Below are 25,161 nucleotides of genomic sequence, written 5' to 3' on the forward strand. Positions count from 1 at the left end.
GGCTTGATCTCCTTGATCAGGCGAACTCGGTCAGCGGAACTCGGCCAGCCGGGGACGGACCCCCGCGATGATCAGCGCGGCGATGACGGCGGCCGCCACGGGCGGCACCGCGTTCCAGCCGCGCAGCCCGCCGTCGGCGTCCCGGATGGCCTTGTCGAAGGCGTCCTGGTGGACGGCGGTCAGCGAGCTCAGCGCCGCGTCGTAGGCGTCGAAGTCGCGGATCGCGTTGGACGTGCGGCCCATCCGCAGGTCGACCGCGCCCGCCCGGTTCCCCGCCGACGCCAGCTGCCGCATCCGCGCGTCGTTGCGCTGGACGGTCCGGTACGCGGTGAGCGTCCTGGCCAGCGCGTCGCCCTCGCGGCCCTTGTCCACCGTCCGCGCCTCGTCCCCGAAGAAGCCGAGGAACGGGGAGGTCTGGCCGGGCCGGTACGCGCCGGCCTTCTCCTCCAGGCCCGCGTAGTAGTTCTCCAGGTTCACCGGCCTGTCGCCGAGGTCGGGGTAGATCACCGACAGCGACTTGTCGAGGTAGGTCTGCTCGTAGGTGTCGGCGCGGCCGGGGTCGAGGAGGTAGCGGCTCTCGTCCCCGAAGGCGCTGTGGCTGATCGCCCGGGCCCGCGACAGCTGGAGGATCGAGTCGAAGCCGTCCTCCTTGGCGGTCCTGATGTGCCCCGCGTGGGCGGTGAGCAGGCCCGCCCCGACCGCGGTGAGGACGACGGTCCCGAGCGTCGCCAGCACCAGCGCCGGGTTCAGCACCCGCCGGAACGTCCGCACCAGGTACAGCTGCGTCGCGACCAGCAGCAGCAGCGCGATCAGTCCGGTGAGGGCGACCCAGGTGCGCCCGGTCAGCACCGCCGACCGCTTCGTCTCGTACGACTGCCGGACGTTCGCGCCGGTGTCGAGCGTGATGTTGTACGCCTTCGGCAGCAGCTGCAGCTTCATCAGGTCGGTGGCCTGCCGGTAGGCGTCCAGGACCTGCGCCGGCGTCTCGCCGGGCGCGTGGTTCGACTGCGCGTCGAGCTGCATGGCCTGGCCGACGAGCCGCTCGTACTTGCCGAGGCCGTCCAGCACCTCCTGGACGGTGCGCCGCAGCGCGGGGTCGCGCCCGGCGAGCTGCGCGGCCTGCACCGCCGCCGCGTCGGCCTCCCCGCGGCGCTTCTCGTACACCCGCAGGGTCTCGTCGTAGCCGATGCCGAGGCCGTGCTCGCGGCCGATCAGCAGGATGCTGGAGACCTGCGCGTCCATGTCGCTGAGCGCGAAGTACAGGGTGCCGGTCGCGACGACCTGCGGACCGGCGTCGTGCCCGATCGTCTCGACGGAGTCGCGCGCGTTGCCGACGGCCACGGTGAGGACGGCCAGCAGCGCCACGAGCGCGGCCACGCAGAGCACGACGTGCGCCCGGATGCGGCCCGGGATCGTCTTGAGCCACCGGCCGCGCACGAACGTCCTCAGGCGGCCGCCGCGCCCGGGGTCGGCGGGCTTCCTGTCCGAAGGCGGCGCGGGCGGACGCGGGGCGGGAGCCGCCGGGGGTGCCGGACTCATCGTCATGACGTGCCCTCCTGCAGGGACAGCGTGATGGTCGTCCAGGCGCCCACGTGGATGCGGTCGCCGTCGCCGACCGGAACGGGCACGTTCACCGGGATCGGCTCCGTTCCGCCGTTCACCGTGGTGCCGTTCGTCGAACCGGGGTCGATCAGGTGCCAGGCGCCGTCCGGCCGCGCGAGCAGGACGGCGTGCAGATGCGAGACGCCCGGGTCCTCGGGCGGCGCGCTGAGGTCGATCTCGGGCAGCAGCGCGCGGGAGGCGCTGCGCCGCCCGATCCGGATCTGCGGGCCGGCCAGCGGGACGCGGCGCTCGGGGCAGTACGGCGGGAACGCGAGCCCTCCGCCGTCCGGCCCCATCTCCGCGACCACCGAGTCGAAGTAGGCGCGGTCGGCGATGACCAGCGCGTGCGGGCCGGGCGCCGGGGCCGGGCGCGGGACGACGGGCACGCCGCCCTCCCGCTGCTGCGGCACCAGCGGCACCGCGCGCGCGGTGCCCGCCGGGGTGAACTCGACGGTGTAGACGGTGCCGGTCTCGAAGTCGTACCCGTCCTCCTCGCAGAAGCGGCCGGAACGCGGCGTCCCGCAGCGCGGGCAGGCCGGCTCCTCCGCGGGCTCGGCGGCCGGGGCGGGTCCCGGGGCGGGTCCCGGCGCGGCCCCGGGCGCGGACTCGGGCTCCGGCTCGGCGAACTCGGCGCGCCGCGCGCCCTCCATGAGGTCACCGCAGACGTCGCAGTAGTCGGTGGACTGGGACGCGTGCCCGCTCGGACAGACCGGCATGGGCCTCAGCCCCCTGCCTCGTCGCCGTGCCGCGTCCGCACGGTCCGGACGGAGCGGGTGTCGAGCGACATCTCGTCCGCCTTCGCCACGTCCCGCTTCAGCCGCACGGTGCCGCGCGCCGGGTCGACCACGTCCACGACCTTGTCGAGCAGGCCGGAGATCTGCTGGTTGCCGACCTCGCGCGCCAGCACCACGGCGCGTCCGAGCCGGGCGGTCGCGGTGTCCTCGTCGCCCTCCCGCCGCGCCTCCAGGCCCTGCTGGATCGCCTCGGCGAGCTCGGACTGGCCGGTGTGGTGCGCGACGCGGCCGTTGATGCGCGTCGACCTGGCCTCGTCGTCGGTCCACTCGGCGATGACGTTGCCGGACGCGAGGACCTGGTCGCCCGCGACGAGCTTCACCCACGCGGCCCGCATCTGCCGCCCCACGTCGCCGGGCTGCACCTCCACGCACAGGTGGTACTCGCGGTTCTCGGCGCCCCACGCGCCGAGCGGGTAGTCGCCGGTCTGCGGGCCCGACTCGGCCCGCCGGCCGGTGAGGTCCTCCACGGCGGGGACCATCTGCTTGATGAACCGCAGCCGCGCCTGCTGCGGCGTCCACACGCGCAGCGTCACGTCCGCGACCTGCTTGCCCATCGCGGCCCGCGTCATCGCCAGGAAGTCGGCCTCCAGGTCGGCCGGGTCGGGGACGTCGAGGAACCCGCCCAGCAGCACCGAGGTGATCTTGCGGAGCTCGGCGACGTTCCAGTCGGTGCCGACGCCCCGCGCGTCGCACAGGAAGTGGCCGGCGCACACGCGCAGCGCCGCGTCCAGCTCCTCCTCGGACTCGTGCTGGTTCTTCCCGTCGGTGAGCAGGATCGCGTGCTTGACGGCGCCCTCCGCGACGGCGTCGTGCCCGGTGAACAGCCGGTCGGCGAGCCGCAGCCACGACCCGATCGCCGTGCCGCCGGCCGCCTCCAGCCGCCCCACCGCGTCCACCGCGGCACGCCGGGACGCCGCGTCCGCCCGGACGAGCCGCTCCCCCTGCGGGTACACCATCCGCGGCCGGTTCGCTCCCGCGACCACCGCGAAGTGCACGCCGTCGCGCAGCACGTTCACCGCCGCCCGCGCCGCCCGCTTCGCCGCGGCCATCTTCCCCCGGTACGACATCGACCCGGAGGTGTCGATCATGATGATCTCCGCGGCGGGGGCTCGGCCGCCGTCCGCCACCGGGGCCGGGCCGCCGGACGAGCGCGCCTCCACCGAGACGATCGCGTGCATCTCCCGTCCGCCGGCCGGGAGGTAGGGGTTCTGGTCCACCCGCACGGTGAACTCCGGAAATTCGCTCATCTGGCCCGCTCCCTGCTCGGTCCTGGCGGCGGGTAGCGAAGGACCGCCACCGTCACGTTGTCGTGCCCGCCCGCGTCCAGCGCCGCCCGCACCAGCCGCCGCGCCGCGTCCAGCGGCCCGTCCCGGCCGGTGAGGGCCACGGCGGCGAGGTCGGACGGCTCCGGCAGGTCGTTCCACAGCCCGTCGCTGCACAGCACCACCAGCCCCGGACCCGTCGGCCGGAACGCCGCCACGTGCGGGTCGAGCGGGCCCGCGTCCGCCCCCAGCCAGGCGGTCAGCACGTGCGCGCGCCGGTCGGCCCACGCGTCCTCGGCGCTCATCGCGCCCTGCTCGATCATGGACGAGGCCCACGAGTCGTCCGTGGTGAGCCGGCACGACCCCGCCGGGGACAGCCAGTAGGCGCGGCTGTCGCCGACCCATCCGACGGTGATGCCGCCCGCGTCCACGACGGCCGACACGAACGTGCACGCGGGGGAGGCGTCGGGGTCGCCGGGGAGCGCCGCCACGGCCTCGCCCGCCCGCGCCACCGCGTCGCGCATCGCGCCCCGGGGGTCCATGCCAGCGGTGACGCGGTCCGTCAGGACGGCCAGCGCCGCCTCGGCGGCCAGCCGCGACGCCTCCTCCGACCCGGGCGCCGTCGCGACCCCGTCGCAGACCACCGCGCACACGCCCGCGGGCAGCGCCGCCAGCGCGAACGCGTCCTCGTTGCGGCTGCGCCGCAGCCCGAGGTCGCTCACCGCCGCCCCGAACCGCCCGGCCTCCGCCTCGACGTGCTCCCGCCCGCTCGGCTGCCGCAGCCCGCACTGCTCGCAGTACCCGTCGGCCCCGACGGCCCCGCCTCCGCAGTCCACGCAGGCGCCCGCGGCACCGCCGCCCTCACCCGGAGGCGGGGGCGGGCCGGACGGCCGCTCCGGCGAGCGGGCCTGGCGCGGCACGGGGCCGGGCGCCGGCGGGACGCCCCGCGAAGCCGGGTTCGCCGCGCCGCCCGGAAGTGCGGTGCCGAGCGGCGGCGTCCTGGGCGTGGTCGGGTCGGGGCGCCCGCACTCCTCGCAGAAGCGGTCGCGTTCGTTGACGGGCTCGCCGCAGGTACGGCAGAGCGCGACGGGGGTGTGCTGGTCCGCGTTCATGGTCAGAAGAGCGTCCTCGGACGGACGGCGTTGGCCCGTTTGACCATCGCGTGGCGGTGCTCGGCCCCGTCGGCGAGCTTGGCGAGCACGCGGTAGACCTCCTCCAGCCTCTTGCGGAGGGCCTGCTCGTCCAGGGCGGTGCCGAGGATCTGCTGCCGCACCCCGGGCGGCGCCGAGCCGCGGTCGGCGCGGACCCAGGCCAGCGCCGCCTCCAGCACCTCGGCGGCGAACGCGGCCGACCGCTCGGTGTCGAGGCGCAGCGACGACAGCCGCCGTCCCGCCTCGACGAGCGCGGGCGCGTCCAGCTCGGTGGGGCCGCGCCCCCGCACGGCGGTCGCGACGGCGGCGAGCTGCGCGGCGAGGTAGTGGCTGGAGATGCGGGGGACCGAGTCGAGGACGCGTTCGGCGGACGCGCGATCGCCCGCAGCGAGCCGCGTGCGCGCCAGCCCGAACGCGGCGCTGACGTGGGTGGGATCGGTGCGCCAGACCGTCTCGTAGTAGTAGCCGGCGGCGGCCGTCTCGCCCAGCGTCTCGTGGCAGAACGCCAGCGCCAGCTTGGGCGCCTGCTCGCCCGGCGCGAGGTCGTACAGGTCGTTGAACACCGCGACGGCCTCGGTGCCGCGCCCGCCGGCGAGGGCGCGCGCGCCCCGGTACCAGTCGACGCGCCAGTCGTCCGGGGCCTCGGCGGCGATGTCCTCCAGCAGGTGCGCGGCGCCGTCGAGGTCGCCCAGCCCGATGCGGACGCGCACCAGCGCGAGCCGCACCTCCCGGGACGCGACCGGCGCGGACGCCAGCGCCGCGGCCAGGTCGGCGGGGTCGCGGGCGGTGAGCCCGGCGAGGAACGCCGCGGCCGGGTCGGAGGCGTACACCAGCGGGACGGGCAGCGCGGCCGCGGCGGCGGCCGGCTCCACCGGCGCCAGGATCGGCGGGGCCCCGCCGCTCCCCCGGGCGCCGTCCAGGCCGCCGACGATCTCGGTTCCGGCCGTCTGCTGCTCGGGCCCGAACAGGGGCGACGGCGCGGGGCGCGGGCGCCCGTCCTCGGCCGACAGGACCTCCCGCAGCACGCCGGTGAGCTGCTCGGCCATCTCGGCGGCGCTCTGGAACCGGCGGGCCGGGTCGGGGTGCGTGGCGCGGCGCAGCAGCCGGTGGTAGGACTCGTGCCGCTGGAAGAGCGGCACCTCCTCGCGCGGCGGCAGGCTGCGCAGATGCCGCCCGGTGTAGCCGCGGAACGGGAAGCTCAGCACGGCCAGCGTCCGGCCGACGGTGTAGAGGTCGGAGCTCACCGAGGGGCCCTGCGAGCCGATCTCGGGGGCCTGGTAGCCGGGCGTGCCGAAGATCGGGCTGTCCGCGTCGAAGGCCCGCCGGACGCCGCCGAGGTCGATCAGCTTGAGCTGCTCCTCGGACTGGATGGCGTTGTCGGGCTTGAAGTCGCAGTACAGCAGCCCGACGCCGTGCAGGTAGCCGAGCGCGCTCAGCACCTCCAGGCCGTAGGCGATGACCTGGCCGAGCGGCAGCGACGCCTGGTCGCCCTGCGCCTTGCGGGCGCTGAGCAGGATGTCCTTCAGCGAGCGGCCCCCGACGTACTCCATCACGATGTAGCCGGAGTCGCCGTGCCGCACGAAGTTGTAGATCTTGACGATGTTGGGGTGCTCGACCTCGGCGAGGAACGCGCGCTCGGCGGTGGCGGCGGCCAGCGAGTCGGCGTCGCCGGTGTCGAGCAGGCCCTTGAGGACGACCCACCGCTCGCTGACGTTGTGGTCGCGGGCCAGGTACACCCAGCCGAGCCCGCCGTGCGCCAGGCAGCCGAGCACCTCGTACTGCCCGCCGATCATCTCGCCGGGCCGCAGCTTCGGGGTGAACGAGAACGGGTGCCCGCAGTTGCGGCAGAAGCCCTCGGTGCGCCCCGGGCGCCCGCCCCGGCTGCGCCCGACCTTCTCGTCGCACTTGCTGCAGAAGCGCCGATTCTCCGGCACCTCCGGATTCTCCATGATCGCCGAGGCGGGGTCGCGGGCCGGCACGGGCGGCACCTCGACGAGCCCGGCGCCGAGCATGCCGCGCCTGGCCGAGCCGCTGGAGCCCGTCCCCCGGGTGCCGCCGCGCGAGGCCGTCCGCCCGGACCCGACGCTGCCCGACCCGCTCGTCGGCGCGCTGCCGTACGACGCCCCCTGGCCGCTGCGCCCGCTCTGGCCGGACGAGCCGGGCGGCATGCCCGCGGGCGGCGAGGGCGTCGCCGGGGTCGTCACCGGCGCCGGGCCGGGGGCGGCCGGAGCCGAGCCGGGAGGGCGCCCGTACGCGCCCGGATAGCCGGGCATCGCGGGCGCGGCGGGCCGCACCGGCGCCGCCGTCCGCGCGGGCGGCGGCGGCCCGGCGGGCGACGGGCCGATGGGCGCCGGACCGGTGTGCGCCGGGTTGAACGCCGCAGCGGGACGGGACGCCGACTGGGGCGCGGATTGGGGCGCCGACTGAGGCGCGGACTGGGGCGGCGGCTGGGGCGCCGGGGGCGCCTGCTGAGGCGTCTGCTGCGGTGACGAGTTCGCCGCGGGCGGCGCGGCGGCGGGAGCCATGCCGCAGACGTCGCAGAATCCGTCCGCCTCCACCTCGCCCGTGCAGCCGGGCTGGGTGCATCGGTTCATCGCCGGGTCCCCGTCTCGCTCTCGCACGCCCTGATCGCTCGCTGGTACTCCGCCAGCACCGCGGTCGCCCTGCGCAGATCGCAGGGCGCCGTCCACAGCACCTCGCGCGCCTCCCCGTACAGCACGGTGAGCCGCTCGTCCTCGGCGAGGCCGAGCCGCGCCGCCTTCGCCCGGTACGCCTCCAGACGCCCCCGGAGCTCGCCCCGCCGGTCGAGCAGCCCGGCGCTGAGACGCAGGTCACCGCGCGCCCGTTCCAGCGCCTCCTCGGCGGCGTGCTCCAGTTCGGCGAAGCGCCCCGCCATCTCCACCCAGCGCCCGGCCTCGCGCAGCCGTTCGAGGGCGGCGAGCCGGTCCCGCAGCGCGGCGCCGAGGCCCCGCGCGGGATCCGGGAGGTTCGGGGAGTGGATCTTGTCGAGGGCGCTCGCGTGGGCGTCGTGGGCCTGCCGCTCCGTGTCCTCGACCTCCTCGACGCGGGCCGCGACCCGCGCCACGAGCTCCTCGTAGTCCTCGCGCATCCTGGCGACGCCGGCGAGCTCGTCGCCGAGCGAGGTCAGTATGGCGCAGACGCGGTCCAGCCGCGCGGTGTCGGCGCGGCCGTCCCTGACCAGCGACAGCGGGTCGGTGCGGACGAGCCGGCCGAGCGCGGTCAGCTCGCGGCCGACCCGGTCCAGCTCGGGATGCCGGGTGCCGTCCAGCGAGTGCGCCAGCCGGGCCGTCCTGCGCCAGCTCTCCTCGGCGTCCTCCAGCGGCTGGAGCAGCGCCGACCAGGCGGCGTCGGCGGCGGCGATCTCGCCCGCGACGAACTCGTAGGCGTCCGACATCATCGCGACGGCCTCGTCCAGCGTGATGCGGCGCTCCTGCGGGCCGAGCAGCGTCCGGTGCTCCAGCGGGATCTGCCCGTCGGGCAGCTCGACCGACGGGCCCGCCAGCAGGCCGGACAGCTCCGTCAGCGTGGCCGGGTCCGGCCGGGGCGACCGTTCGCGCAGCTCACCGGCCGCGTCCAGGACGCGCTGGTAGGCGTCGAACAGCCGCCACAGCGTCGCCAGCCGGGCCTGCGCCGCGTCCCAGCGCCGCCACGTCTCGCCGGTGAGCCGGGCGCCCTTGAGCAGGCGGCCGCCGTCGTGGCGCTCCAGTTCGAGGAGGTTCGAGGCGATGCGGTCGCGCTCGTCCCGCAGCGTGCGCAGGGCATGGTCGACGCCTTCACGGCTCATGGGCGCGGCGGCCCCTGCCCCGCTCTGGTCCAACGTCTGCCCCGCGATCGTCTTCTCCGGTCCCCCCTGAGCATGCCCGCAGAGCCGGTCTGGGAGCACGGACCGGTCCACTATCGGACGTACGCTCTCATACAAGTGTGATCCGTGACACTAACCGAGACAAGGCGCTTTCCGTCGGGTCAGGTCCGCGTCGCGAGACCGCCGCTCTCCGCCGATCCTCACGTGCCCGTACCCTGTGCAGGGGGAACCTCGTTGTTCCTGGTGACGTTACGACAGATACGTCATTTAACGAGAGGAGTGGTGAGTCCGCGGTGTCGGACCCCAGTCATAGACCCGGTGCCCCATGCTGACCGCCGCACTGGGCGTTCTCGCGGTGATCGTCCTCACCGCCGCCACCGGTTACTTCGTCGCCCAGGAGTTCGCCTACGTCGCCGCCGACCGCGCGACCCTGGAGCAGGCCGCCGAACGCGGCGACACCTCCGCCCGCAGGGCCCTCAAGGTCATCGGCCGGGTCTCGTTCATGCTGTCGGGCGCGCAGCTCGGCATCACGATGACGACGCTGGTCGTCGGCTTCATCGCCAAACCGGCCCTCGCCGAGCTGATCGAGCCGCTGCTGGGCCTGGTGGGAATCCCCGAGGGGGCCACGGGCGCGATCGCCCTCGCCACCGGCTTCGTCCTGGCGACGCTCATCCAGATGCTCCTCGGCGAGCTGTTCCCGAAGAACCTCGCCCTGGCCCGCGCCGAGCAGCTGGCCCGCGTGCTGGCCGCCTCCACGCTCGTCTACCTGACGGTCGCGGGGCCGCTCATCCGGCTGTTCGACCGCGCGGCGGAGCGGCTGCTGCGCGCCGTGGGCGTCGAGCCCGTCGAGGAGCTGCACAGCGGCGCGACGCTGGAGGAGCTCGGCGACATCATCGGCAAGTCGCACAGCGCCGGGCACCTGCCCGCCGACCTGTCCGGCCTGCTCGACCGCGCCCTGTCGTTCGGCGACCTCACGGCCGACGAGGTCATGGTGCCGCGCCCGCACGTCCGCGCGCTGCCGTCGACCGCGCCCCTCGCCGACCTGGTCGCGCTGATCCGCGAGACCGGCCACAGCGCGTACCCCGTCTACGGGCAGGAGGTCGACGACGTGGTCGGCGTCGCGGGCGTCCGCGAGGTCGCCGACGACGCGCTCGACCCGTCCACGCCGGTCGGGTCCGTCGCCCGGCCCGCGCTGCTGGTGCCCGGCAGCCAGCCGCTGTACGGCGTCATCGAGCACATGCGCGACTCCGGCGAGGAGTTCGCCTGCGTCGTGGACGAGTACGGCGGGCTCGCCGGGATCCTCACCTTCGAGGACGTCGCCGAGGAGCTCGTCGGGGAGATCGCCGACGAGACCGACGGCCCCGAGGACGCCCCGACGTCCGGGCCGGACGGGTCCTGGGTGGTCGACGCCGGCATGCGCATCGACGAGGTCGGCCGCCTCACCGGCCTCGACCTGCCCGAGGGCGACGCCTACGACACCCTCGGCGGGCTGGTCATGGCGGAGCTGCGCCGGCTGCCGAGCCCCGGCGACCGCCTCACCGTCGCACTGGACGGCGGCGCCGTCGAGCTGGAGGTCGTGAGCGTGGCCCGACGGGTCGCCGAGAAGATCCTGATCCGCGCGGCGCACCCCGCGGACGTCCCGTCCGGCGAGGAGGAGGTCGCGTGGACCCGCTGACCTCGCTGCTGGTCACCGTCGCGCTGCTGCTCGGCAACGGCTTCTTCGTCGCCGCCGAGTTCGCGCTGGTCGCGGCCAACCGCCCGCAGCTCGAACGCGCCGCCGCGAAGGGCAGCCGCCCCGCCGTGGCCGCCCTCGCGGGCGTCCGCGAGCTGTCGCTGATGCTCGCCGGCGCGCAGTTCGGCATCACGATGTGCTCGCTCGGCCTCGCCATCGTCACCGAGCCCGCGTTCGAGCACTTCCTCGAACCGCCGCTGCACGCGCTCGGCGTCCCCGAGGCGGGCTCCAAGGCGATCGCGCTCGGCTGCGCGCTCGCCGTCGTGACGTTCCTGCACATGGTCGTCGGCGAGATGGCCCCGAAGTCGTGGGCGATCGCGCACCCGGAGCGGTCGGCGATGATCCTCGCCCTGCCGTTCCGCGCGTTCGCGAAGGTGTCCCGCCCGATCCTGTCGGCGCTGAACGCGGTGACCAACGCGCTGCTGCGGCTCATCCGCGTCACGCCGAAGGACGAGCTGGACAGCCACACCGACCCGGCGCGGCTCAGCCACCTGGTCGGCGAGTCCCGCCGCCTCGGCCTCATCGGCCGCCGCGACCACGAGCTGCTGCACCGGGCGATCTCCGCGCGGGAGGCCACGGTCGGGCACCTCGTCGTGCCCGCCACGTCCGTCACCACGATCGACGCGGACGCGACCGCCGCGCAGATCCGCCGGACCGCCACGGCCAGCGGCCACAGCCGCCTGCTGGTCCGCGACCTGAACGGCGCGATGACGGGGATCGTCCACGTCCGGGCCGCCATCATCGAGCCGGGCGACGAGCGCCGCGCGGGCGAGCTGGCGCACCCCGCCCCCGTCCTCACGGCGAGGACGACCGTGCTGGACGCGGTCAGCCGCATGCGCCGCGGCCGCGCCCAGCTCGCCGTGGTCAACGACGACCGCGAGGAGTTCGCCGGAATCGTCACCCTGGACGACCTCCTGGCGGAGCTTCTGGCCACCAACCCGCACTGACGCAGGCCGCGTACCTGCGACAACGCCGCAGGTGTCGAGGTGCTGCAACGGGTTTTCCGGTCCATCATCGGAGGATGAGCGGACAGGGTCACGGTCATGGGCACGGTCACGGGCACTCGCGGAAAGGGCGCCTCGCCCACCTGGTGCGCCCGCACTCGCACGAGGCGGCCGACAAGGTGGACTCGGCCATGGAGGCGAGCTCCCAGGGCATGCGCGCCCTGTGGATCTCCCTGGCGGCCCTGGGCGCGACCACGGCGCTGCAAGCCGCCGTGGTCGCGTTCACCGGATCGGTGGCGCTGCTGGGCGACACGCTCCACAACGCCGCCGACGCGCTGACGGCCGTCCCGCTGGGCGTCGCGTTCCTCCTCGGCCGCCGCCCGCCGTCCCGCCGGTACACCTACGGGTACGGGCGCGCCGAGGACCTGGCGGGCGTCGTCATCGTCCTGACCATCGCCGCGTCCTGCGCCGCCGCCGGGTACGCCGCCGTCCACCGCCTGGCGCATCCACAGCCTGTGGACCACGTGGCCGCCGTCGCGGGCGCCGCGCTGGTCGGCTTCCTGGGCAACGAACTCGTGGCGCGCTACCGCATCCGCGTAGGCCGCCGCATCGGCTCCGCCGCGCTCGTCGCCGACGGCCTCCACGCCCGCACGGACGGCTTCGCGTCCTTGGCCGTCCTCATCGGGGCCGCCGGTGTCGCCCTGGGCGCCCCCTGGGCCGACCCGGCCGTCGGCCTGCTCATCACGGTGGCGATCCTGACCGTCCTGTGGCAGACGGCCCGCGAGGTCTGGCGCCGCCTGATGGACGCCGTGGACCCCGCCCTGGTCGACCAGGCCGAAGCCGCCCTCGGCGCCACGCCCGGCGTCCTCGCGGTGGGCGACGTCCGCCTCCGCTGGATCGGCCACAGCCTGCGCGCCGAGTGCGACGTGGTCGTCGACCCCGCCTCCACCGTCGTCCACGCCCACCGGATCGCCGTGGACGCCGAGCACAGCCTCCTGCACGCCCTCCCCCGCCTCACCGGCGCGGTGGTCCACCCGGACCCCGAACCCCGGCCCGGTGAAGATCATCACGCGGCCCTGGCGGGTCACCGCTGAGTCGGCTGCCTGTGAGACGTTAGTCCGGAGCAGAAGGGGAACATACAGGCCCCGGACGATCGATCTGGGACGGGATGGCGTCGTGAACCAGCCTTCGGAAATCAACGGACCCGACGAGAACACCGGCCCCCCCTACGTCCCGGACTCCGACCTGCCGACGGTGACCGTCCCCCTGCCGGGCGCGGTCGAGCAGGAATCGTCCGCCGAGGCCACCCAGGCCCTCCCGGCCGTCACACCATCCCCCACCGAGACCGCCCCCCTCCCGCCGGCCGAGGCCCCGCCGACGCCACCCGCCCCCGAGCCGGACGTCGAGTTCGCGGACGCCCAGGCCGATCCAGGAACGACGCAGCCCGTCCCCCCGGAAGCCGTGGACCCCGCAGGCGGCGTGGTCCTTCCGGAGACGGTGGAAGACGATCTGCCTGCCAGTGCCGTGCCGGCCGCAGACACGACGGCCGTCGATCTGCCCGACCTCGGCGCGGTGGCGGACGGCGACGAAGCCAGCGAGGGCGCCTCGGCACGGCACGAGGCACCACCGCCGGCAGAGGACCATGCAACAACGGACGCGGTGGTCGCCGAGAGCACGGAGGCGGGGCAGGACGTTCCGTCGGAGGACGCTGCGAGCGGCATCGCCTCCCCCGAACCGGTCGCGGGCGAGGGGATCGATCCGCGGGCGGCGTTGGGAACCGTGCCGATCGAGGTCGGCGAGCCGACGCCCCCGTTGGGGACGGAGACGGGCGACGGGGGCTGGCGCGAGCTGGTCGAGAGCGTCTACGGGCCGCTGAGCGAGTTCTACGAGGGGCTCGACGCGCGGCTGCGGGAGGTGCCCGAGGACGTCCCGCCGGTGGGGTGGGCGCCGCACATCGCGGCTCTCCGAGCGCTGCGGGACGGTCGGGTCGCGGGGGAGTGGGACGTGCTCGCCCGGTTCCTCGTCGCGCCCGCGACGCTGGAAGGCGCGGAGGGGCTGCGGCTCGTCCAGGCGGACGAGGGCGACGAGGCCCGGGTCGTCCGGGACGCGGTCAAGGAGCTCACGGAGGCGGACGGGCGGGCCCTGCTGATCGCCCCCACTCCGGAGCGGGCCGCCGAGCTGCTGCGCGCCGTGGAGGACGACCCCGATGTCTTCTCGCTGCTGATCGAGACGCGGCCGGAGACGGCGGAGGCGCGGTCGGTGCGGACGCAGGCGCTGCCCCCCGTCGAGGAACGGCCGGCCGAGGAGCCGCCCGCCGAAGCGCCGCCGCCGCTGCGGGAGCCGGGGTCCAACGGGACGGTCGAGTTCAGGCCCGTGGGCGACGCGCTCCCGGAGCCTGAGGCCGTCGTGACCAGGGCGGAGCCCCTGCCCACGCTGCCGCCCGAGGACGCCGTGGAGCCGGTGGAGCCCGAGGAGGGCCCGTCGGCGCCGGAGGCGCGGGTGCGGTCGGCGGCGCTCCGTCCGGTCGGAGAGGCCTGGCGGCTGTCGTGGCAGACCGAGGCGCGGATGCTTCAGCGCGGGCTGATGTCGCTGGAGCAGTGGCCGCGCGACGCGGCGGCGCTCCAGTCCGTCCAGGCGGAGAACCTGCGGGCGGCCGAGCAGCTGGAGGCGGAGAAGGCGGACCTGGCCCGCGCGATCGAGGACGCCCGGGACGCGGCGGCCGCCGCTGAGGAGGCGGCGGCCGGCGCCGACGCCGAGGCGGAGCGGCTCTCCGGCGTCCAGGAGGAGGCCGAGGCGGAGCTGGCGGGGCCGCGGGCGGAGGCGGACCGGCTGAAGAGGACCGCGGACGAGGCGGGCGCCGAGGCGGCCGCGCTGACGCGGACGGCCGACGCCACCTACGCGCGCTGCGTCCAGATCGACGAGCGGGCCAAGACGGCGCAGTCGGAGTTGCAGGGGGCGCGGCAGGCGGAGGCGTCCCTCACCGAGGAGCTGGCGCGGGCGCGGGAGGCGCTGCCCGGCGCGGCGGAGGAGGCGCACCGGCTGGCGGCGGCCGACGCGGACGCCGCGGCGGAGGGCCACGCCGCGTACTACCGGCTGGTGTCGGCGGAGTCGGCGCTGTCGGCGCTGCGCCGCAAGATGACGCTCGGGCAGCGGCTGCACGTGGCGTCGCCGCCGTCGGAGCTGCGCGGCCTGCGCGCCGAGGTCAAGGCCCGGACGCGGGAGGCGGACGAGGCGGCGACGCGGGCGCGGGAGGCCAAGGAGGCGGCGGAGCACGCGGAGCGGGTGCGGCGCGGGCTGGCGTCGTTCGTGTCCGAGGGCGGGGCGCGGCTGAAGGCCGCGCAGGAGGCCCAGGAGCGGCTCGGGACCGAGCTGGCCTGGCTCGCGACGGAGCGGGAGAAGGTCGGCGCCGAGCACCAGGAGCAGGCCCTGCGGGCGTCGGAGGCGGTCGAGCGGGCCACCGAGGCGGGCCTGCGGGCGCGCGCGGCGCACCAGGTCGCGCAGGCGATCGAGGAGCGGGCGAACGCCGCGCGGACGTCCCGCGAGGAGGCGCTGGCGGCGGCGGCGCGGGCCCGGTCGGACGCGGAGGCCGCCACGGCGCGCGCGGCGCAGACCGCGTCCGAGCTGGCGCGCCGCACGGAGGAGGCCGCGGCGGAGACCGCCGCGCGGGAGGCCGAGCTGGAGACGGTGGCGGCGGCCGAGGAGCGGTCGCGGGAGAGCGTCCTGGAGATCTGCGGCGCCGACCCCGCCGACGGCCCGGAGGCCGTCCCCGCGCACCAGCGCCGCGCGATGGCCCGGATCGAGGAGCTCACCGGCTTCCTGGAGGGCGGCCGGGCGGCGGGGGGCGAGGTCCTGCTCCGCACCGCCGACCTCGTCGTCGGGACGCCGGCGGGCGCCGGGCTGACCGTCCGCGACGAGGAGTTCGACGCGCTGATCGTCGCGGACGCGGGGACGGTGACCGACGGCGAGTTCCTCATCGGGGCCGTCCGCGCGCGCCGCTGGATCCTCGTGGGGGCGGCCGGGACGCGCCCGCCGGGCTACCGCGAGTACGCGGGCTCGCCGGCGGGGCGGCTGGAGCTGAGCCCGTTCGAGCGCGCCGCGACGGCCGCGCCCGGCCTGGCGGGCTAGTCGTCCTCGTCGTCGTCGGGCAGGAACAGGTGGAGCAGCCAGCCGACGACGCCGACGACGATCGCGCCCCAGAAGGCCGGCCAGAACCCGGTCACGTGGAACGGCAGGTCGAGCCCCTCCGCCAGCTCGCTCGTCAGCCAGAGCAGCAGCGCGTTCACGACGAGCCCGATGAGCCCGAGCGTGACGACGTAGAAGGCGCAGCCGAGGGTCTTGATGAGCGGCTTGAGGACGGCGTTGACCAGCCCGAAGATGACGGCGACCGCGACCAGCGTGAGGATCCGCCGGGAGGTGGTCTGGTCGCCGAGCGTGATGCCGTCGATCAGGACCGTGGCGACCCACAGGGCGACCGCGGTGGCGCCGACCTTGAGAAGTATTCGCACGCCACGCATCATGCTGGCCGGGACACGGCCATGTCATCCCACTGCGAGACCATCCGGGCGGACGCTCCCGTCATCACCGCGGATGACCCGTCCGGCGGCGTCCTACTCGGCGCGGTCGAAGAACGGGGAGGTGGCGGCGGCCTGGGAGCGGGCGTCGGACCGCCGGCCCGCCACGGGGGCGCCCTGCACGGCGGGCTCGCGGGGGGCGGCGTCCCGGCGGGGCGCGCTCCTCTGCCGCACGCGGGCCAGTTCGCGCTCCAGGCGGCGCTTCTCCATCTCCAGCGTGGTCAGCGACTCCTCGTGCTCCTCCCGCAGGTCGCGCAGGTCGCGGCGGGTGCGGATGCGGCGGGCGGCGCCCTTGAAGGTGAACGCCATGCCGCTGAGGAAGACGAGGGCCACTCCCGCGCCGGAGAGGAACACCTGCCATTCGCTCTCCAGGCCCGGGACGGCCTGGCCGAAGACGACGAGGTCCGCCGGGCCGGTGTTGTCCATGACGACACCGGCGCCGACCGTGATGGCGGCCGCGACCAGGAGAAAACCGAGGAACACCATGGGCAGATCTCCTCTGCAGTGACTCCGGAGGGGGAACGGAGGGCCCCCACCATGCCAGACCCGAAGACGATCATGTCGGTTTCGCCGGGTAAATCCTGGTCAGAGGCTTTCGTCCGAACCGATCGCGCCGGGTTCCGACGTGATCGCGGCGGGTAGTGAGGGGACGTCGCGACGAGATCCGTGGAGGGGCCATGTCCGTGCAGGCCATCGTGTTCGACCTCGACGGCGTCCTGATCGACTCCGAGCCGGTGTGGGAGGAGGTGCGGCGCGGCTACGTCGCCGAGCGCGGCGGCCGGTGGCTCCCCGACACCCAGGACCGGCTCATGGGCATGAGCACCGAGGAGTGGGCCGGCTACATCGCCGCCGACCTCGTCGACGGCGTCACCGCCGAGGAGGTCGCCTACGAGGTGGTCGACCGGATGTCGCAGCGGTACGCGGACGGGCCGCCGCTGCTGCCGGGCGCCGAGGACGCCGTCCGCCGGATGGCGGAATACCGCCCGCTGGGGCTGGCGAGCTCGTCCCCGCGCGCCCTGATCGACCTCGTGCTCGGGCATCTCGGGGTGGACGGCCTGTTCCTCGCCACCGTGTCGACCGAGGAGGTCGAGAGGGGCAAGCCCGCGCCGGACGGCTACCTCACCGTCGCGGCGCGGATGGAGGTCGCGGCGCGCAACTGCGTCGCGGTCGAGGACTCCGGCAACGGGCTGAGGTCGGCGCACGCGGCGGGGATGGCCGTGATCGCGGTTCCGCGTCCGGCGCACCCGCCGGCGGCCGACGCGCTCGCCCTGGCCGCGCACGTCGCGGGCGGTCTGGACGAGCTGACCCCCGAGCTCGCCGAGGCCGTCGTCCACAGGTGAAGGTTCGGGGGACGGGTGTCCGCGGCGGTTCATAGTATGGCCCGGTGACTTCCCCTGAGACCCCGGAGACCCTCGACACCCTGCGGCGCGTGTTCGGCTACGACGCGTTCCGGGACGGCCAGCGGGAGATCATCGAGCATGTGGTCGCCGGCGGGGACGCCCTCGTCCTGATGCCGACGGGCGGCGGCAAATCGCTGTGCTACCAGATCCCGGCGCTCGTCCGGAAGGGCACCGGCGTCGTCGTCTCCCCCCTCATCGCCCTCATGCAGGACCAGGTCGACGCGCTGCGCGCCCTCGGCGTCCGCGCGGGCTTCCTCAACTCCACCCAGGACTTCGACGAGCGCCGCGTGGTCGAGGCCCAGTTCACGGCGGGCGAGCTCGACCTGCTGTACCTGGCGCCCGAGCGGCTGAAGCTCGCCGCGACCGTCGAGCTGCTCGACCGGGGCGACGTCTCCCTGTTCGCGATCGACGAGGCGCACTGCGTGTCGCAGTGGGGGCACGACTTCCGCCCCGACTACCTGACGCTGTCCGGCCTGCACGAACGCTGGCCCGACATCCCCCGCATCGCGCTGACCGCGACCGCCACCGAGGCCACCCGCGGCGAGATCGCCTCCCGCCTCCGGCTCGAACAGGCCCGCCACTTCGTGGCGAGCTTCGACCGTCCCAACATCCAGTACCGGATCGAGCCGAAGACCGACGCCAAGCGCCAGCTGCTGCGCCTCCTCCAGAACGAGCACCAGGGCGACGCGGGCATCGTCTACTGCCTGTCCCGCAACTCGGTCGAGAAGCACGCGGCGTTCCTGACCGAGAACGGCATCGAGGCCCTGCCCTACCACGCCGGCCTCGACGCCGGGATCCGCGCCGCGAACCAGGCGCGCTTCCTCCGCGAGGACGGCCTCGTCATGGTCGCGACCATCGCCTTCGGCATGGGCATCGACAAGCCCGACGTCCGCTTCGTCGCGCACCTCGACCTCCCCAAGTCCGTCGAGGGCTACTACCAGGAGACGGGCCGCGCCGGACGCGACGGCCTCCCGTCCACCGCCTGGCTCGCCTACGGCCTCCAGGACGTCGTCAACCTCCGCAAGATGATCGACGGCGGCGAGGGCGACGCCGCGCACCGCCGCCGCCAGGCCATGCACCTCGACTCCATGCTCGCCCTCTGCGAGACGGTCGAATGCCGCCGCGTCCAGCTGCTGAACTACTTCGGCCAGTCCGGCGAGCCCTGCGGAAACTGCGACACCTGCCTCACGCCGCCCGAGACGTGGGACGCCACCGTCCCCGCCCAGAAGGTCCTGTCGACCGTGGTCCGGCTCGACCGCGAGCGGCGCCAGAAGTTCGGCGCGGGCCACATCGTCGACATCCTCCTCGGCAAGAAGAACGCGAAGGTCATCCAGTTCGACCACGACTCGCTGAAGGTCTTCGGCATCGGGACCGAACTGCGCGACACCGAGTGGCGCGGCGTCGTCCGCCAGCTCCTCGCCCAGGGCCTGATCGCGGTCGAGAGCAACCACGGCACGCTCGTCCTGACCGACGAGAGCGCCGGCGTGCTGCGCGGCGAGCGCAAGGTGATGATGCGCCGCGAGGCCGAACGCCCCGTCGCCAAGGCCGCGAAGACCGCCAAGTCGGCCAAGGCGCAGGTCGAGCTCCCCGCCGAGGCGATGCCGCTCTTCGAGCGCCTCCGCGCCTGGCGCGCCGCGACGGCCAAGGAGCAGGGCGTCCCCGCCTACGTCATCTTCCACGACGCCACCCTGCGCGAGATCGCCACCGCCCTCCCCACCTCCCTGGCCGAACTGGGCCGCGTCAACGGCGTGGGCGAGAACAAACTCGCCAAGTACGGCGACCAGGTCCTCGAAACCCTGGCCGCCGAGTAGACCCCGGAGAGCACCAGGCGACACAGCGGCCACACTGCTGTGTCGCCGCCGAGGCAATCGACTTGCCTTTACTCTGTGTTATCAGTTGATTACCATATGCACATGACAACCCTGAACAAGATCGCCTTAGGCGGTGCGCTCACCGTCGCGTCGCTCTTCCCCGGCCTCTCCACCACGGCGCACGCCGCCGCTCCGGCGACGTCCCACGCCAGGCCCGCCTCCACCGAACGGGCCGCGCCCGCCGCGTGGAGCGTGAAGTGGCGGGCCAAGATCTCTGCGAGCTACTTCAACGCCCACGCCCACCGATGGGTGTCCCAGCCCTTCATCGCCAGGGGACGGCTCCAGGGCCGGTTCATCTGCTGGAACAACAGGGACGGCGGAACGATGCGGCTGCAGATCATCAGGGAGAACGGGCAGATCCTCCGCGACACCGGCGTCCAGCCCTGCGACTGGCACTGGCATTCCACGGCCTCCCTCAGATTCCAGCGCGCCGGCATCGTCCGCTTCCGCCTCGAAGCCGGACGCCCCGCACACACCACCACGGTCCAAGCCCGTGCCTCCCGCTGACCCGCCCACGCGGCACCTTCACCCCCGAAGGTGCCCCAAGGGCGTCCGCCAAAGCACCCAAGCCCCCACCCCCCACACCACGTCCCCCTCCCCCACCACCACCCGAACCCGCCCCGGCACCAGCTGGACCTGCACCGCCCCCAGACGCAGCGCCCCCGGGACGACCTGGACCCGGCTCACCCCCGGCGGAACTCGTCCCCCCACCAGGTGGACCGGTCTCGCCCCAAATCAGACTCGCCCCGGCACCAGTTGGACCTGTATCACCACTAGGTGGAGCGGTCCCAAGACAAGCTGGGCCCGGGTTGCCACCAGCGGGACGCATCCGGAAACCAGACGGACCAGTCCCGCCTCAAGTAAGACCTTCCCCGGCACCAGTTGGACCTGTGCTGCCGCCAGATGGAGCTGTCTCGGCACGGGTCAGGCCCGCCTTGGCACCAGCTGGACCTGTATCGGGACCCGCTGGAGCGGTCCCGGTACCAGTTGGACTTGTCTCGGCATCAGCTCTTCCTGAGCCGACACCCACTGGACACGGGGCGGTACTGGTTGTCCCGTCTTGGCCCTGGTGGCGCGGCCCTCAGGGAGCGTCCTCGGTGGTGGGGTTTGTAGTGGTGAGCTAAGGCGGCTCTGGGGTGGACGGGCGCCGGTTCGTCCGGTGAAGGTTCGGAGCGGGCTTCCGGTTCATGGCTGGGTCGGTGTTGCCGGGCGGGGTTCGGGGAATTCTCAGGGTTCTCCCAGGATTCCGCGTGGGCTTCTGCCAGACGCGTCCGCTTCCATGTCCGGCATGGGAAACAACCGGAAGACGATCGCGGCCGGGGCCGGAGCCGCCGGGCTCCTCGGGCTCGGGCTCTACTTCTCCGTCCCCGCCTTCGCCGACGACCCTTCGCCCGCGCCCTCGCCCAGGGCCCACGAGGGCCACGGCCACCCTGGAAAGGGGCATCCGCTGCGCCGGGCGCGTGCGCTGCGCGGCGTCCACGGTGAGGCCACCGTCAAGGGCAAGGACGGGTTCCACCTCGCCACCTGGCAGCGCGGCAAGATCACGGCCGTCTCGGCGACGGGGGTGACCGTCCGCAGTGAGGACGGCGTCTCCTGGACGTGGACGGCCGACGGCAAGACCCACGTGCGCAAGAACGGTGCGAAGGCGTCCCTCCAGGGCCTGACCGGCGGCGACCAGGTGCTCGTCGCGGGAGAGCGCTCCGGCGGCACCCGGACGGCGCGCCTGGTCCGCGTCCCCCAGCACCGCTAGTCCACCGGCGCGGGTAGTTTCGGGCGGGTGAGTCCGATGTGCGGGCGCGAGGCCGGCGCGGGAGCGAGCAGCGGGAGCCGATGAGCGAGACCCGGCGGGTCCTCGTCGTGGACGACGAGGCCAACATCCGTGACCTCGTCGAGGTCGCGCTGCGCTTCCACGGCTTCGCGACCGCCACCGCCGGCACGGGCGAGGAGGCGCTCGGGGCCGTCCGCGAGGCGCGGCCCGACCTCGTCCTGCTGGACGTCATGCTGCCCGACCTGGACGGCTTCGAGGTGTGCCGGCGGCTGCGCGCGGACGGCGACCAGGTCCCGGTGATCTTCCTGACCGCGCGGGACACGCCGTCCGACACCGTCACCGGCCTCACGCTCGGCGGTGACGACTACGTCACCAAGCCCTTCTCGATCGATGCGCTGATCGCCCGGGTGCGGGCCGTCCTGCGCCGGGCGGCCCCACCGGAGCCGTCCGCCGGGCCCGTGCTGCGCGTCGCCGACCTCGAACTCGACGAGGCGCACTGGACGGTGCGGCGCGGCGGCGTGCCCGTCGAGCTGTCCCCGACCGAGTTCCGGCTGCTCGCCTACCTGATGCGCAACGCGGGCATGGTGCTGTCGCGCGCCCAGCTCCTCGACGGGGTGTGGGGCTGGGACCACGGCAACCCGCAGGTCGTCGAGACCTACATCAGCTACCTGCGCCGCAAGCTGGACCCGCTCGGCACCCCGCTCATCCACACCCAGCGCGGGGTGGGTTACGCGCTGCGGCCATGACGCTCAACGCCCGGCTCCTCACCGGCCTGCTCGCGGTCACCTCCGCCGGGCTGGCGATCATGGGCCTGGTCAGCGCGCTCGTCCTGAACGGGTACCTGATGCACCGCGTGGACGGCCAGCTCCAGGCCACCCGCGACCGCGCCGTGACCCGGCTCCTGCGCCCCGGCCTGCCCGAGCAGGGCGTCGCCCCCGCGCAGTTCGTCGTGCTGGCCGTCGGCCCGGCGGGGCGGGTCCGCGTCCTGAGCGGCGACGCCCCCGCGCCGGAGCAGGCCGTCCGCGAGGTGCAGCGGCTGGGACGGGACGAGCTGGCCGCCCGCGCGCGCGGCATGGAACCGTTCTCCCTTCCCGGGCTGCGCGCGGTGGCGCGCCCCTGGGGGAAGGGCGTCGTCGTCGTGGCGGCCCCCCTCACCGAGATCCACGCGGCCGTCCGCAACCTCGTGCTGTCCGAGGTCGCGACGGCCGCCCTGCTGCTCGCCGTCCTGCTCGTGCTCGGCCGGTGGCTCATCCGGCGCGGCCTGCTGCCGCTGGACCGGATGGCCGCCACGGCGCACGCCATCACCGCGGGCGGCGACCTGCGCGCCCGCATGCCCGGCCCCGGGCAGCGCACCGAGGCGGCCCGCCTCGCGTCCGCCATCAACGTGATGCTGGAGCGGATCGAGCAGGCGTTCTGGGCGCGCAGCCGCTCGGAGGCCCGCGTCCGCGAGTTCGCGGCGGACGCGTCCCACGAGCTGCGCACGCCGCTCACGACCGTCCAGGGCTACGCGGAGCTCTACCGGCACGGCGCGCTCGGGCCGGACGAGCTGCCCGACGCGATGCGCCGCATCGAGGAGGAGGCCCGCCGGATGAACAGCCTCGTCACCGACCTCCTCGAACTCGCCCGTCTCGACCGCGAGGCGTCCCTGCACCCCGTCCGCACCGATCTCGTCGCCCTCGCCCGGGACGCCGTGGCCGACGCGACCGCGGCCTCGCCCGACCGTCCCATCGTGCTGGACGCCCCTGACACTCTGGCCGCGACCGTCGACGAGGCCCGCATCCGCCAGGTCTTCGCCAACCTCCTGGCCAACGTGCGGGCCCACACGCCCCCCGGAACGCCCGCGACCGTCCGCCTGGCGCCGGGCCTGATCGAGGTGGCGGACGAGGGCCCGGGCATGGCCCCGGAGGACGCCGCCCGCGCCTTCGAACGCTTCCACCGGGGCACGCAGGGCGGCACCGGCCTCGGCCTTCCCATCGTCGCCGCCATCGCCGCCGCCCACGGCGGGCGGGCCGAGCTGCTGTCCGAACCGTCCAAGGGGACGATCGTCCGCATCACGCTCGATTCCCACTGAGCGGGACATCCCGGTGCCGCCGGGGGCGCCGTCCTGCACAGTCCGAAGGTCGGCTCCCCGAACCGAAGGAACCGCGGCATGGCGGGCTGGAGTCATCGGTACGCGCGCGTCAACGGCCTCGACGTCCACTACGTGGAGCAGGGCGAGGGGCCGCTCGTCGTCCTCCTGCACGGCTTCCCGCACCTCTGGTTCAGCTGGCGCCACCAGATCGGGCCGATCGCCGACGCCGGTTTCCGCGTCGTCGCGCCCGACATGCGCGGCATGGGGCACACCAGCGGCCCCCGGGACCACCGCGAGTACGACGTCGACCGGATCGTCGGCGACCTCACCGGCCTCCTCGACCACCTCGGCGAGGAGAAGGCCGTGTTCAGCGGACTGGACTTCGGCCTCTTCGCCGCCTACGACCTCGCCCACCACCACCCGGACCGCATCGCCGCGATCATCGCCCTGGAGAACCCGTTCTTCACCCCGAGCCGCGAGTCGCCCCTGACGCTCGCCGCCCGCCAGGCCGAGCGCCACTTCAACCACATCCACTACTTCGCCGAGCCGGGCGTCGCCGACCGCGACCTCGCCGCCGCGCCCCGCGAGTTCCTGCGCAAGGTCTTCTACGCGCTCTCCAGCGACTACCACTACCTCGACGTCTGGCGTCAGCCTCCGGGCACGTCCTATATCGACGCCCTGCCCGAAACGCCGCCGCTCCCGTGGACGTGGCTGACCGAACCGGAACTGGAGTTCTACGTCGACGCCTACAGCCGCAGCGGCTTCACCGGCGGGCTCAACTGGTACCGGGCCATGGACCTTTCCTGGGAGTACCGCAAGTCCTACGGCGACCGGAAGAACCCCGTCCCGTACTACTTCATCGGCAGCGAGCAGGACGCCGACCTCGAGGGCTGGCACGGCGACGATCCCCTGAACAGGCTCGGCGACCACCACGCCGACGTCCGCGGCGTCCGGATGATCAAGCGGGCCGGCCACATGATGCAGATGGAGAGGCCCGCCGAGACCACGGCGGCGATGCTCGGATTCCTCACGGGGAGCGACAGGTGAGCCTTACCGAAGACCGCGTCGTCGTGGTCACCGGCGCCAGCCGCGGGGCCGGGAAGGGCATCGCGCTCGCCCTCGGGGCGACCGGCGCGACGGTGTACGTGACGGGCCGGACGCGGGCCGAGGGCGACGCCGGCCTCCCCGGCACGGTCGCGGCCACGGCCGAGGAGATCGACGCCCGCGGCGGCACCGGCGTGCCGGTGATCTGCGACCACTCCGACGACGCGCAGGTCGCGGACCTGTTCGAGCGGGTGGAGCGCGAGCACGGCAGGCTGGACATCCTCGTCAACAACGCGTTCACGATCCCGGACGGCCTCACCCGCGAAGGGCCGTTCTGGGAGAAGCCGCTGGCGCTTCAGAGCATGTTCGACGTGGGGATGCGCTCCGCCTACGTGGCCGGTTACTACGCCGCCCCGCTGCTGGTCAGGAACAACGCGGGTCTCGTCGTCAACACTTCCTCCTTCGGAGGACGCTGTTACATGCACGGCCCGGCCTACGGGGCCGGAAAGGCCGCCGTCGACAAGATGGCGCACGATATGGCGGTCGACTTCCAGCCCTACAACGTCGCCGTCATCTCGCTGTGGATGGGTCTGCTGAAGACCGAACGGAACAGGGCGCTTTTCGAGGGCGTCCCCGACCGGTACAGGTCGTTCGCCGCGGGCGCGGAGTCTCCCGAGTTCAGCGGACGGGTGATCGACGCGCTCGCGCGGCACCCCGAGTACATGCGCTGGAGCGGGCAGGTCCACATCGGGGCCGAGCTCGGCGCCGAACTGGGCGTGGTGGACGTCGACGGGACCAGCCCCCGCTCCCACCGCGGGCACCTCGGCGACCCGCCCACCTTCAGCCCCACCGTCGTCAAGTAGTCGGCAACGCCTTCGCCAAGGCTTGCCCGCCTGCCGGATGGCAATTCAAGAGACTTTTCTGATTCGACTCGCCGGCCTCTCATGCGAGGCAAAGCATTCTTCATGTCGCCGGACGCCGCGACGAGCCCTTCCGCCCGGCGACGGCGATTAATACGGATACGCCGGAAATGCCCCGCGAAAGGGCCCCTGACCTGGCGCGCAAGCGGCGTTATGATCCGAAACAGGGCCGAGGAGATAACGGTCCCATCCGGGACGTCCGGACGTC

Annotated in this window: 21 protein-coding genes; 13 read left to right on the forward strand and 8 right to left on the reverse strand. The window is 74.3% G+C overall.

The genetic code is table 11. The annotated features are described in order from the left end of the window. Positions 1-30: 30 nt before the first annotated feature. The 5 genes from ABD944_RS01310 to ABD944_RS01330 are packed head-to-tail and all read right to left on the reverse strand — an operon-like array spanning position 31 to position 6,821. Entirely contained in the window at positions 31-1,545 is a 1,515-nt protein-coding gene (locus ABD944_RS01310; RefSeq protein ID WP_345171420.1) for a hypothetical protein, read from the reverse strand. Next, entirely contained in the window at positions 1,542-2,318 is a 777-nt protein-coding gene (locus tag ABD944_RS01315) for an FHA domain-containing protein (RefSeq protein ID WP_345171422.1), read from the reverse strand. Before ABD944_RS01315 ends, ABD944_RS01310 begins: the two co-directional genes overlap by 4 nt. Positions 2,319-2,323: 5 nt before the next feature. Then, on the reverse strand, positions 2,324-3,643 hold the full coding sequence (locus tag ABD944_RS01320) for a VWA domain-containing protein (protein WP_345171424.1): 1,320 nt from the start codon (positions 3,641-3,643) through the stop codon (positions 2,324-2,326). Continuing rightward, positions 3,640-4,770, reverse strand: a complete 1,131-nt coding sequence (locus ABD944_RS01325; protein ID WP_345171426.1) for a PP2C family protein-serine/threonine phosphatase — start codon at positions 4,768-4,770, stop codon at positions 3,640-3,642. Before ABD944_RS01325 ends, ABD944_RS01320 begins: the two co-directional genes overlap by 4 nt. A 2-nt stretch (positions 4,771-4,772) precedes the next feature. Further along, on the reverse strand, positions 4,773-6,821 hold the full coding sequence (locus ABD944_RS01330) for a serine/threonine-protein kinase (RefSeq protein WP_345171833.1): 2,049 nt from the start codon (positions 6,819-6,821) through the stop codon (positions 4,773-4,775). Here ABD944_RS01330 and ABD944_RS01335 point away from each other — a divergent pair. Next, on the forward strand, positions 6,757-7,074 hold the full coding sequence (locus tag ABD944_RS01335) for a hypothetical protein (RefSeq protein WP_345171837.1): 318 nt from the start codon (positions 6,757-6,759) through the stop codon (positions 7,072-7,074). The genes ABD944_RS01330 and ABD944_RS01335 overlap by 65 nt on opposite strands. Before the next feature lie 325 nt (positions 7,075-7,399). Here the strand turns inward: ABD944_RS01335 and ABD944_RS01340 are convergent, their stop codons facing one another. Next, positions 7,400-8,614 carry a hypothetical protein gene (locus ABD944_RS01340; RefSeq protein ID WP_345171427.1) on the reverse strand — a complete coding sequence of 405 codons (1,215 nt, stop codon included), beginning with the start codon at positions 8,612-8,614 and terminating at the stop codon, positions 7,400-7,402. 343 nt (positions 8,615-8,957) lie between these two features. Here ABD944_RS01340 and ABD944_RS01345 point away from each other — a divergent pair, with 343 nt between their 5' ends. The 4 genes from ABD944_RS01345 (at position 8,958) to ABD944_RS01360 (ending at position 15,433) form a co-directional block, all read left to right on the forward strand. Next, the gene (locus tag ABD944_RS01345) at positions 8,958-10,307 is read left to right on the forward strand and encodes a hemolysin family protein (RefSeq protein ID WP_345171429.1); all 1,350 of its coding nucleotides are present in this window, start codon (positions 8,958-8,960) and stop codon (positions 10,305-10,307) included. Continuing rightward, positions 10,295-11,311, forward strand: coding sequence for a hemolysin family protein (locus ABD944_RS01350; RefSeq protein ID WP_345171431.1), 1,017 nt, complete (start codon positions 10,295-10,297; stop codon positions 11,309-11,311). Before ABD944_RS01345 ends, ABD944_RS01350 begins: the two co-directional genes overlap by 13 nt. 74 nt (positions 11,312-11,385) lie before the next feature. Then, entirely contained in the window at positions 11,386-12,402 is a 1,017-nt protein-coding gene (locus tag ABD944_RS01355; protein WP_345171433.1) for a cation diffusion facilitator family transporter, read from the forward strand. An 82-nt stretch (positions 12,403-12,484) separates the two neighbouring features. Beyond that, positions 12,485-15,433: a hypothetical protein gene (locus tag ABD944_RS01360; protein ID WP_345171435.1), complete on the forward strand. Its 2,949-nt coding sequence runs from the start codon at positions 12,485-12,487 to the stop codon at positions 15,431-15,433. Here the strand turns inward: ABD944_RS01360 and ABD944_RS01365 are convergent. Together ABD944_RS01365 and ABD944_RS01370 are read right to left on the reverse strand one after the other, a co-directional pair. Then, on the reverse strand, positions 15,430-15,813 hold the full coding sequence (locus ABD944_RS01365; RefSeq protein WP_345171437.1) for a phage holin family protein: 384 nt from the start codon (positions 15,811-15,813) through the stop codon (positions 15,430-15,432). The genes ABD944_RS01360 and ABD944_RS01365 overlap by 4 nt on opposite strands. Before the next feature lie 102 nt (positions 15,814-15,915). Continuing rightward, positions 15,916-16,365 carry a hypothetical protein gene (locus ABD944_RS01370; protein WP_345171439.1) on the reverse strand — a complete coding sequence of 150 codons (450 nt, stop codon included), beginning with the start codon at positions 16,363-16,365 and terminating at the stop codon, positions 15,916-15,918. A gap of 191 nt (positions 16,366-16,556) precedes the next feature. Between ABD944_RS01370 and ABD944_RS01375 the strand changes: the two genes are divergently transcribed. The 8 genes from ABD944_RS01375 to ABD944_RS01410 all read left to right on the forward strand — a co-directional run bounded on the left by ABD944_RS01375 (position 16,557) and on the right by ABD944_RS01410 (position 24,896). Beyond that, positions 16,557-17,219: an HAD family hydrolase gene (locus tag ABD944_RS01375; RefSeq protein ID WP_345171441.1), complete on the forward strand. Its 663-nt coding sequence runs from the start codon at positions 16,557-16,559 to the stop codon at positions 17,217-17,219. A gap of 44 nt (positions 17,220-17,263) precedes the next feature. Then, positions 17,264-19,090, forward strand: coding sequence for a DNA helicase RecQ (gene recQ, locus ABD944_RS01380; RefSeq protein WP_345171442.1), 1,827 nt, complete (start codon positions 17,264-17,266; stop codon positions 19,088-19,090). A gap of 102 nt (positions 19,091-19,192) precedes the next feature. After that, entirely contained in the window at positions 19,193-19,657 is a 465-nt protein-coding gene (locus ABD944_RS01385) for a hypothetical protein (RefSeq protein WP_345171443.1), read from the forward strand. Positions 19,658-20,438: 781 nt separating this feature from the next. Then, entirely contained in the window at positions 20,439-20,900 is a 462-nt protein-coding gene (locus ABD944_RS01390; RefSeq protein ID WP_345171444.1) for a hypothetical protein, read from the forward strand. 80 nt (positions 20,901-20,980) lie between these two features. Continuing rightward, positions 20,981-21,664, forward strand: a complete 684-nt coding sequence (locus tag ABD944_RS01395) for a response regulator transcription factor (protein ID WP_345171446.1) — start codon at positions 20,981-20,983, stop codon at positions 21,662-21,664. Continuing rightward, on the forward strand, positions 21,661-22,989 hold the full coding sequence (locus ABD944_RS01400) for a sensor histidine kinase (protein WP_345171448.1): 1,329 nt from the start codon (positions 21,661-21,663) through the stop codon (positions 22,987-22,989). The genes ABD944_RS01395 and ABD944_RS01400 overlap by 4 nt, the downstream gene beginning before the upstream one ends. Before the next feature lie 78 nt (positions 22,990-23,067). Beyond that, positions 23,068-24,036, forward strand: a complete 969-nt coding sequence (locus tag ABD944_RS01405; RefSeq protein ID WP_345171450.1) for an alpha/beta hydrolase — start codon at positions 23,068-23,070, stop codon at positions 24,034-24,036. Further along, on the forward strand, positions 24,033-24,896 hold the full coding sequence (locus ABD944_RS01410) for an SDR family NAD(P)-dependent oxidoreductase (protein ID WP_345171452.1): 864 nt from the start codon (positions 24,033-24,035) through the stop codon (positions 24,894-24,896). The genes ABD944_RS01405 and ABD944_RS01410 overlap by 4 nt, the downstream gene beginning before the upstream one ends. The last annotated feature ends 265 nt before the right edge of the window (positions 24,897-25,161 follow it).

The sequence above is a fragment of the Actinomadura verrucosospora genome (assembly GCF_039540335.1).
In the GTDB taxonomy this organism is placed as follows: Bacteria; Actinomycetota; Actinomycetes; order Streptosporangiales; family Streptosporangiaceae; genus Spirillospora; species Spirillospora verrucosospora.

Excerpts from the sequence above, each read along its gene's own strand:
- ABD944_RS01310 (WP_345171420.1), bottom strand. The coding sequence starts at position 1,545 with ATGACGATGAGTCCGGCACCCCCGGCGGCTCCCGCCCCGCGTCCGCCC.
- ABD944_RS01315 (WP_345171422.1), bottom strand. The coding sequence starts at position 2,318 with ATGCCGGTCTGTCCGAGCGGGCACGCGTCCCAGTCCACCGACTACTGC.
- ABD944_RS01320 (WP_345171424.1), bottom strand. The coding sequence starts at position 3,643 with ATGAGCGAATTTCCGGAGTTCACCGTGCGGGTGGACCAGAACCCCTAC.
- ABD944_RS01325 (WP_345171426.1), bottom strand. The coding sequence starts at position 4,770 with ATGAACGCGGACCAGCACACCCCCGTCGCGCTCTGCCGTACCTGCGGC.
- ABD944_RS01335 (WP_345171837.1), top strand. The coding sequence starts at position 6,757 with ATGATCGCCGAGGCGGGGTCGCGGGCCGGCACGGGCGGCACCTCGACG.
- ABD944_RS01330 (WP_345171833.1), bottom strand. The coding sequence starts at position 6,821 with ATGCTCGGCGCCGGGCTCGTCGAGGTGCCGCCCGTGCCGGCCCGCGAC.
- ABD944_RS01340 (WP_345171427.1), bottom strand. The coding sequence starts at position 8,614 with ATGAGCCGTGAAGGCGTCGACCATGCCCTGCGCACGCTGCGGGACGAG.
- ABD944_RS01345 (WP_345171429.1), top strand. The coding sequence starts at position 8,958 with ATGCTGACCGCCGCACTGGGCGTTCTCGCGGTGATCGTCCTCACCGCC.
- ABD944_RS01355 (WP_345171433.1), top strand. The coding sequence starts at position 11,386 with ATGAGCGGACAGGGTCACGGTCATGGGCACGGTCACGGGCACTCGCGG.
- ABD944_RS01370 (WP_345171439.1), bottom strand. The coding sequence starts at position 16,365 with ATGGTGTTCCTCGGTTTTCTCCTGGTCGCGGCCGCCATCACGGTCGGC.
- ABD944_RS01375 (WP_345171441.1), top strand. The coding sequence starts at position 16,557 with ATGTCCGTGCAGGCCATCGTGTTCGACCTCGACGGCGTCCTGATCGAC.
- ABD944_RS01385 (WP_345171443.1), top strand. The coding sequence starts at position 19,193 with ATGACAACCCTGAACAAGATCGCCTTAGGCGGTGCGCTCACCGTCGCG.
- ABD944_RS01390 (WP_345171444.1), top strand. The coding sequence starts at position 20,439 with ATGGGAAACAACCGGAAGACGATCGCGGCCGGGGCCGGAGCCGCCGGG.
- ABD944_RS01395 (WP_345171446.1), top strand. The coding sequence starts at position 20,981 with ATGAGCGAGACCCGGCGGGTCCTCGTCGTGGACGACGAGGCCAACATC.
- ABD944_RS01400 (WP_345171448.1), top strand. The coding sequence starts at position 21,661 with ATGACGCTCAACGCCCGGCTCCTCACCGGCCTGCTCGCGGTCACCTCC.
- ABD944_RS01405 (WP_345171450.1), top strand. The coding sequence starts at position 23,068 with ATGGCGGGCTGGAGTCATCGGTACGCGCGCGTCAACGGCCTCGACGTC.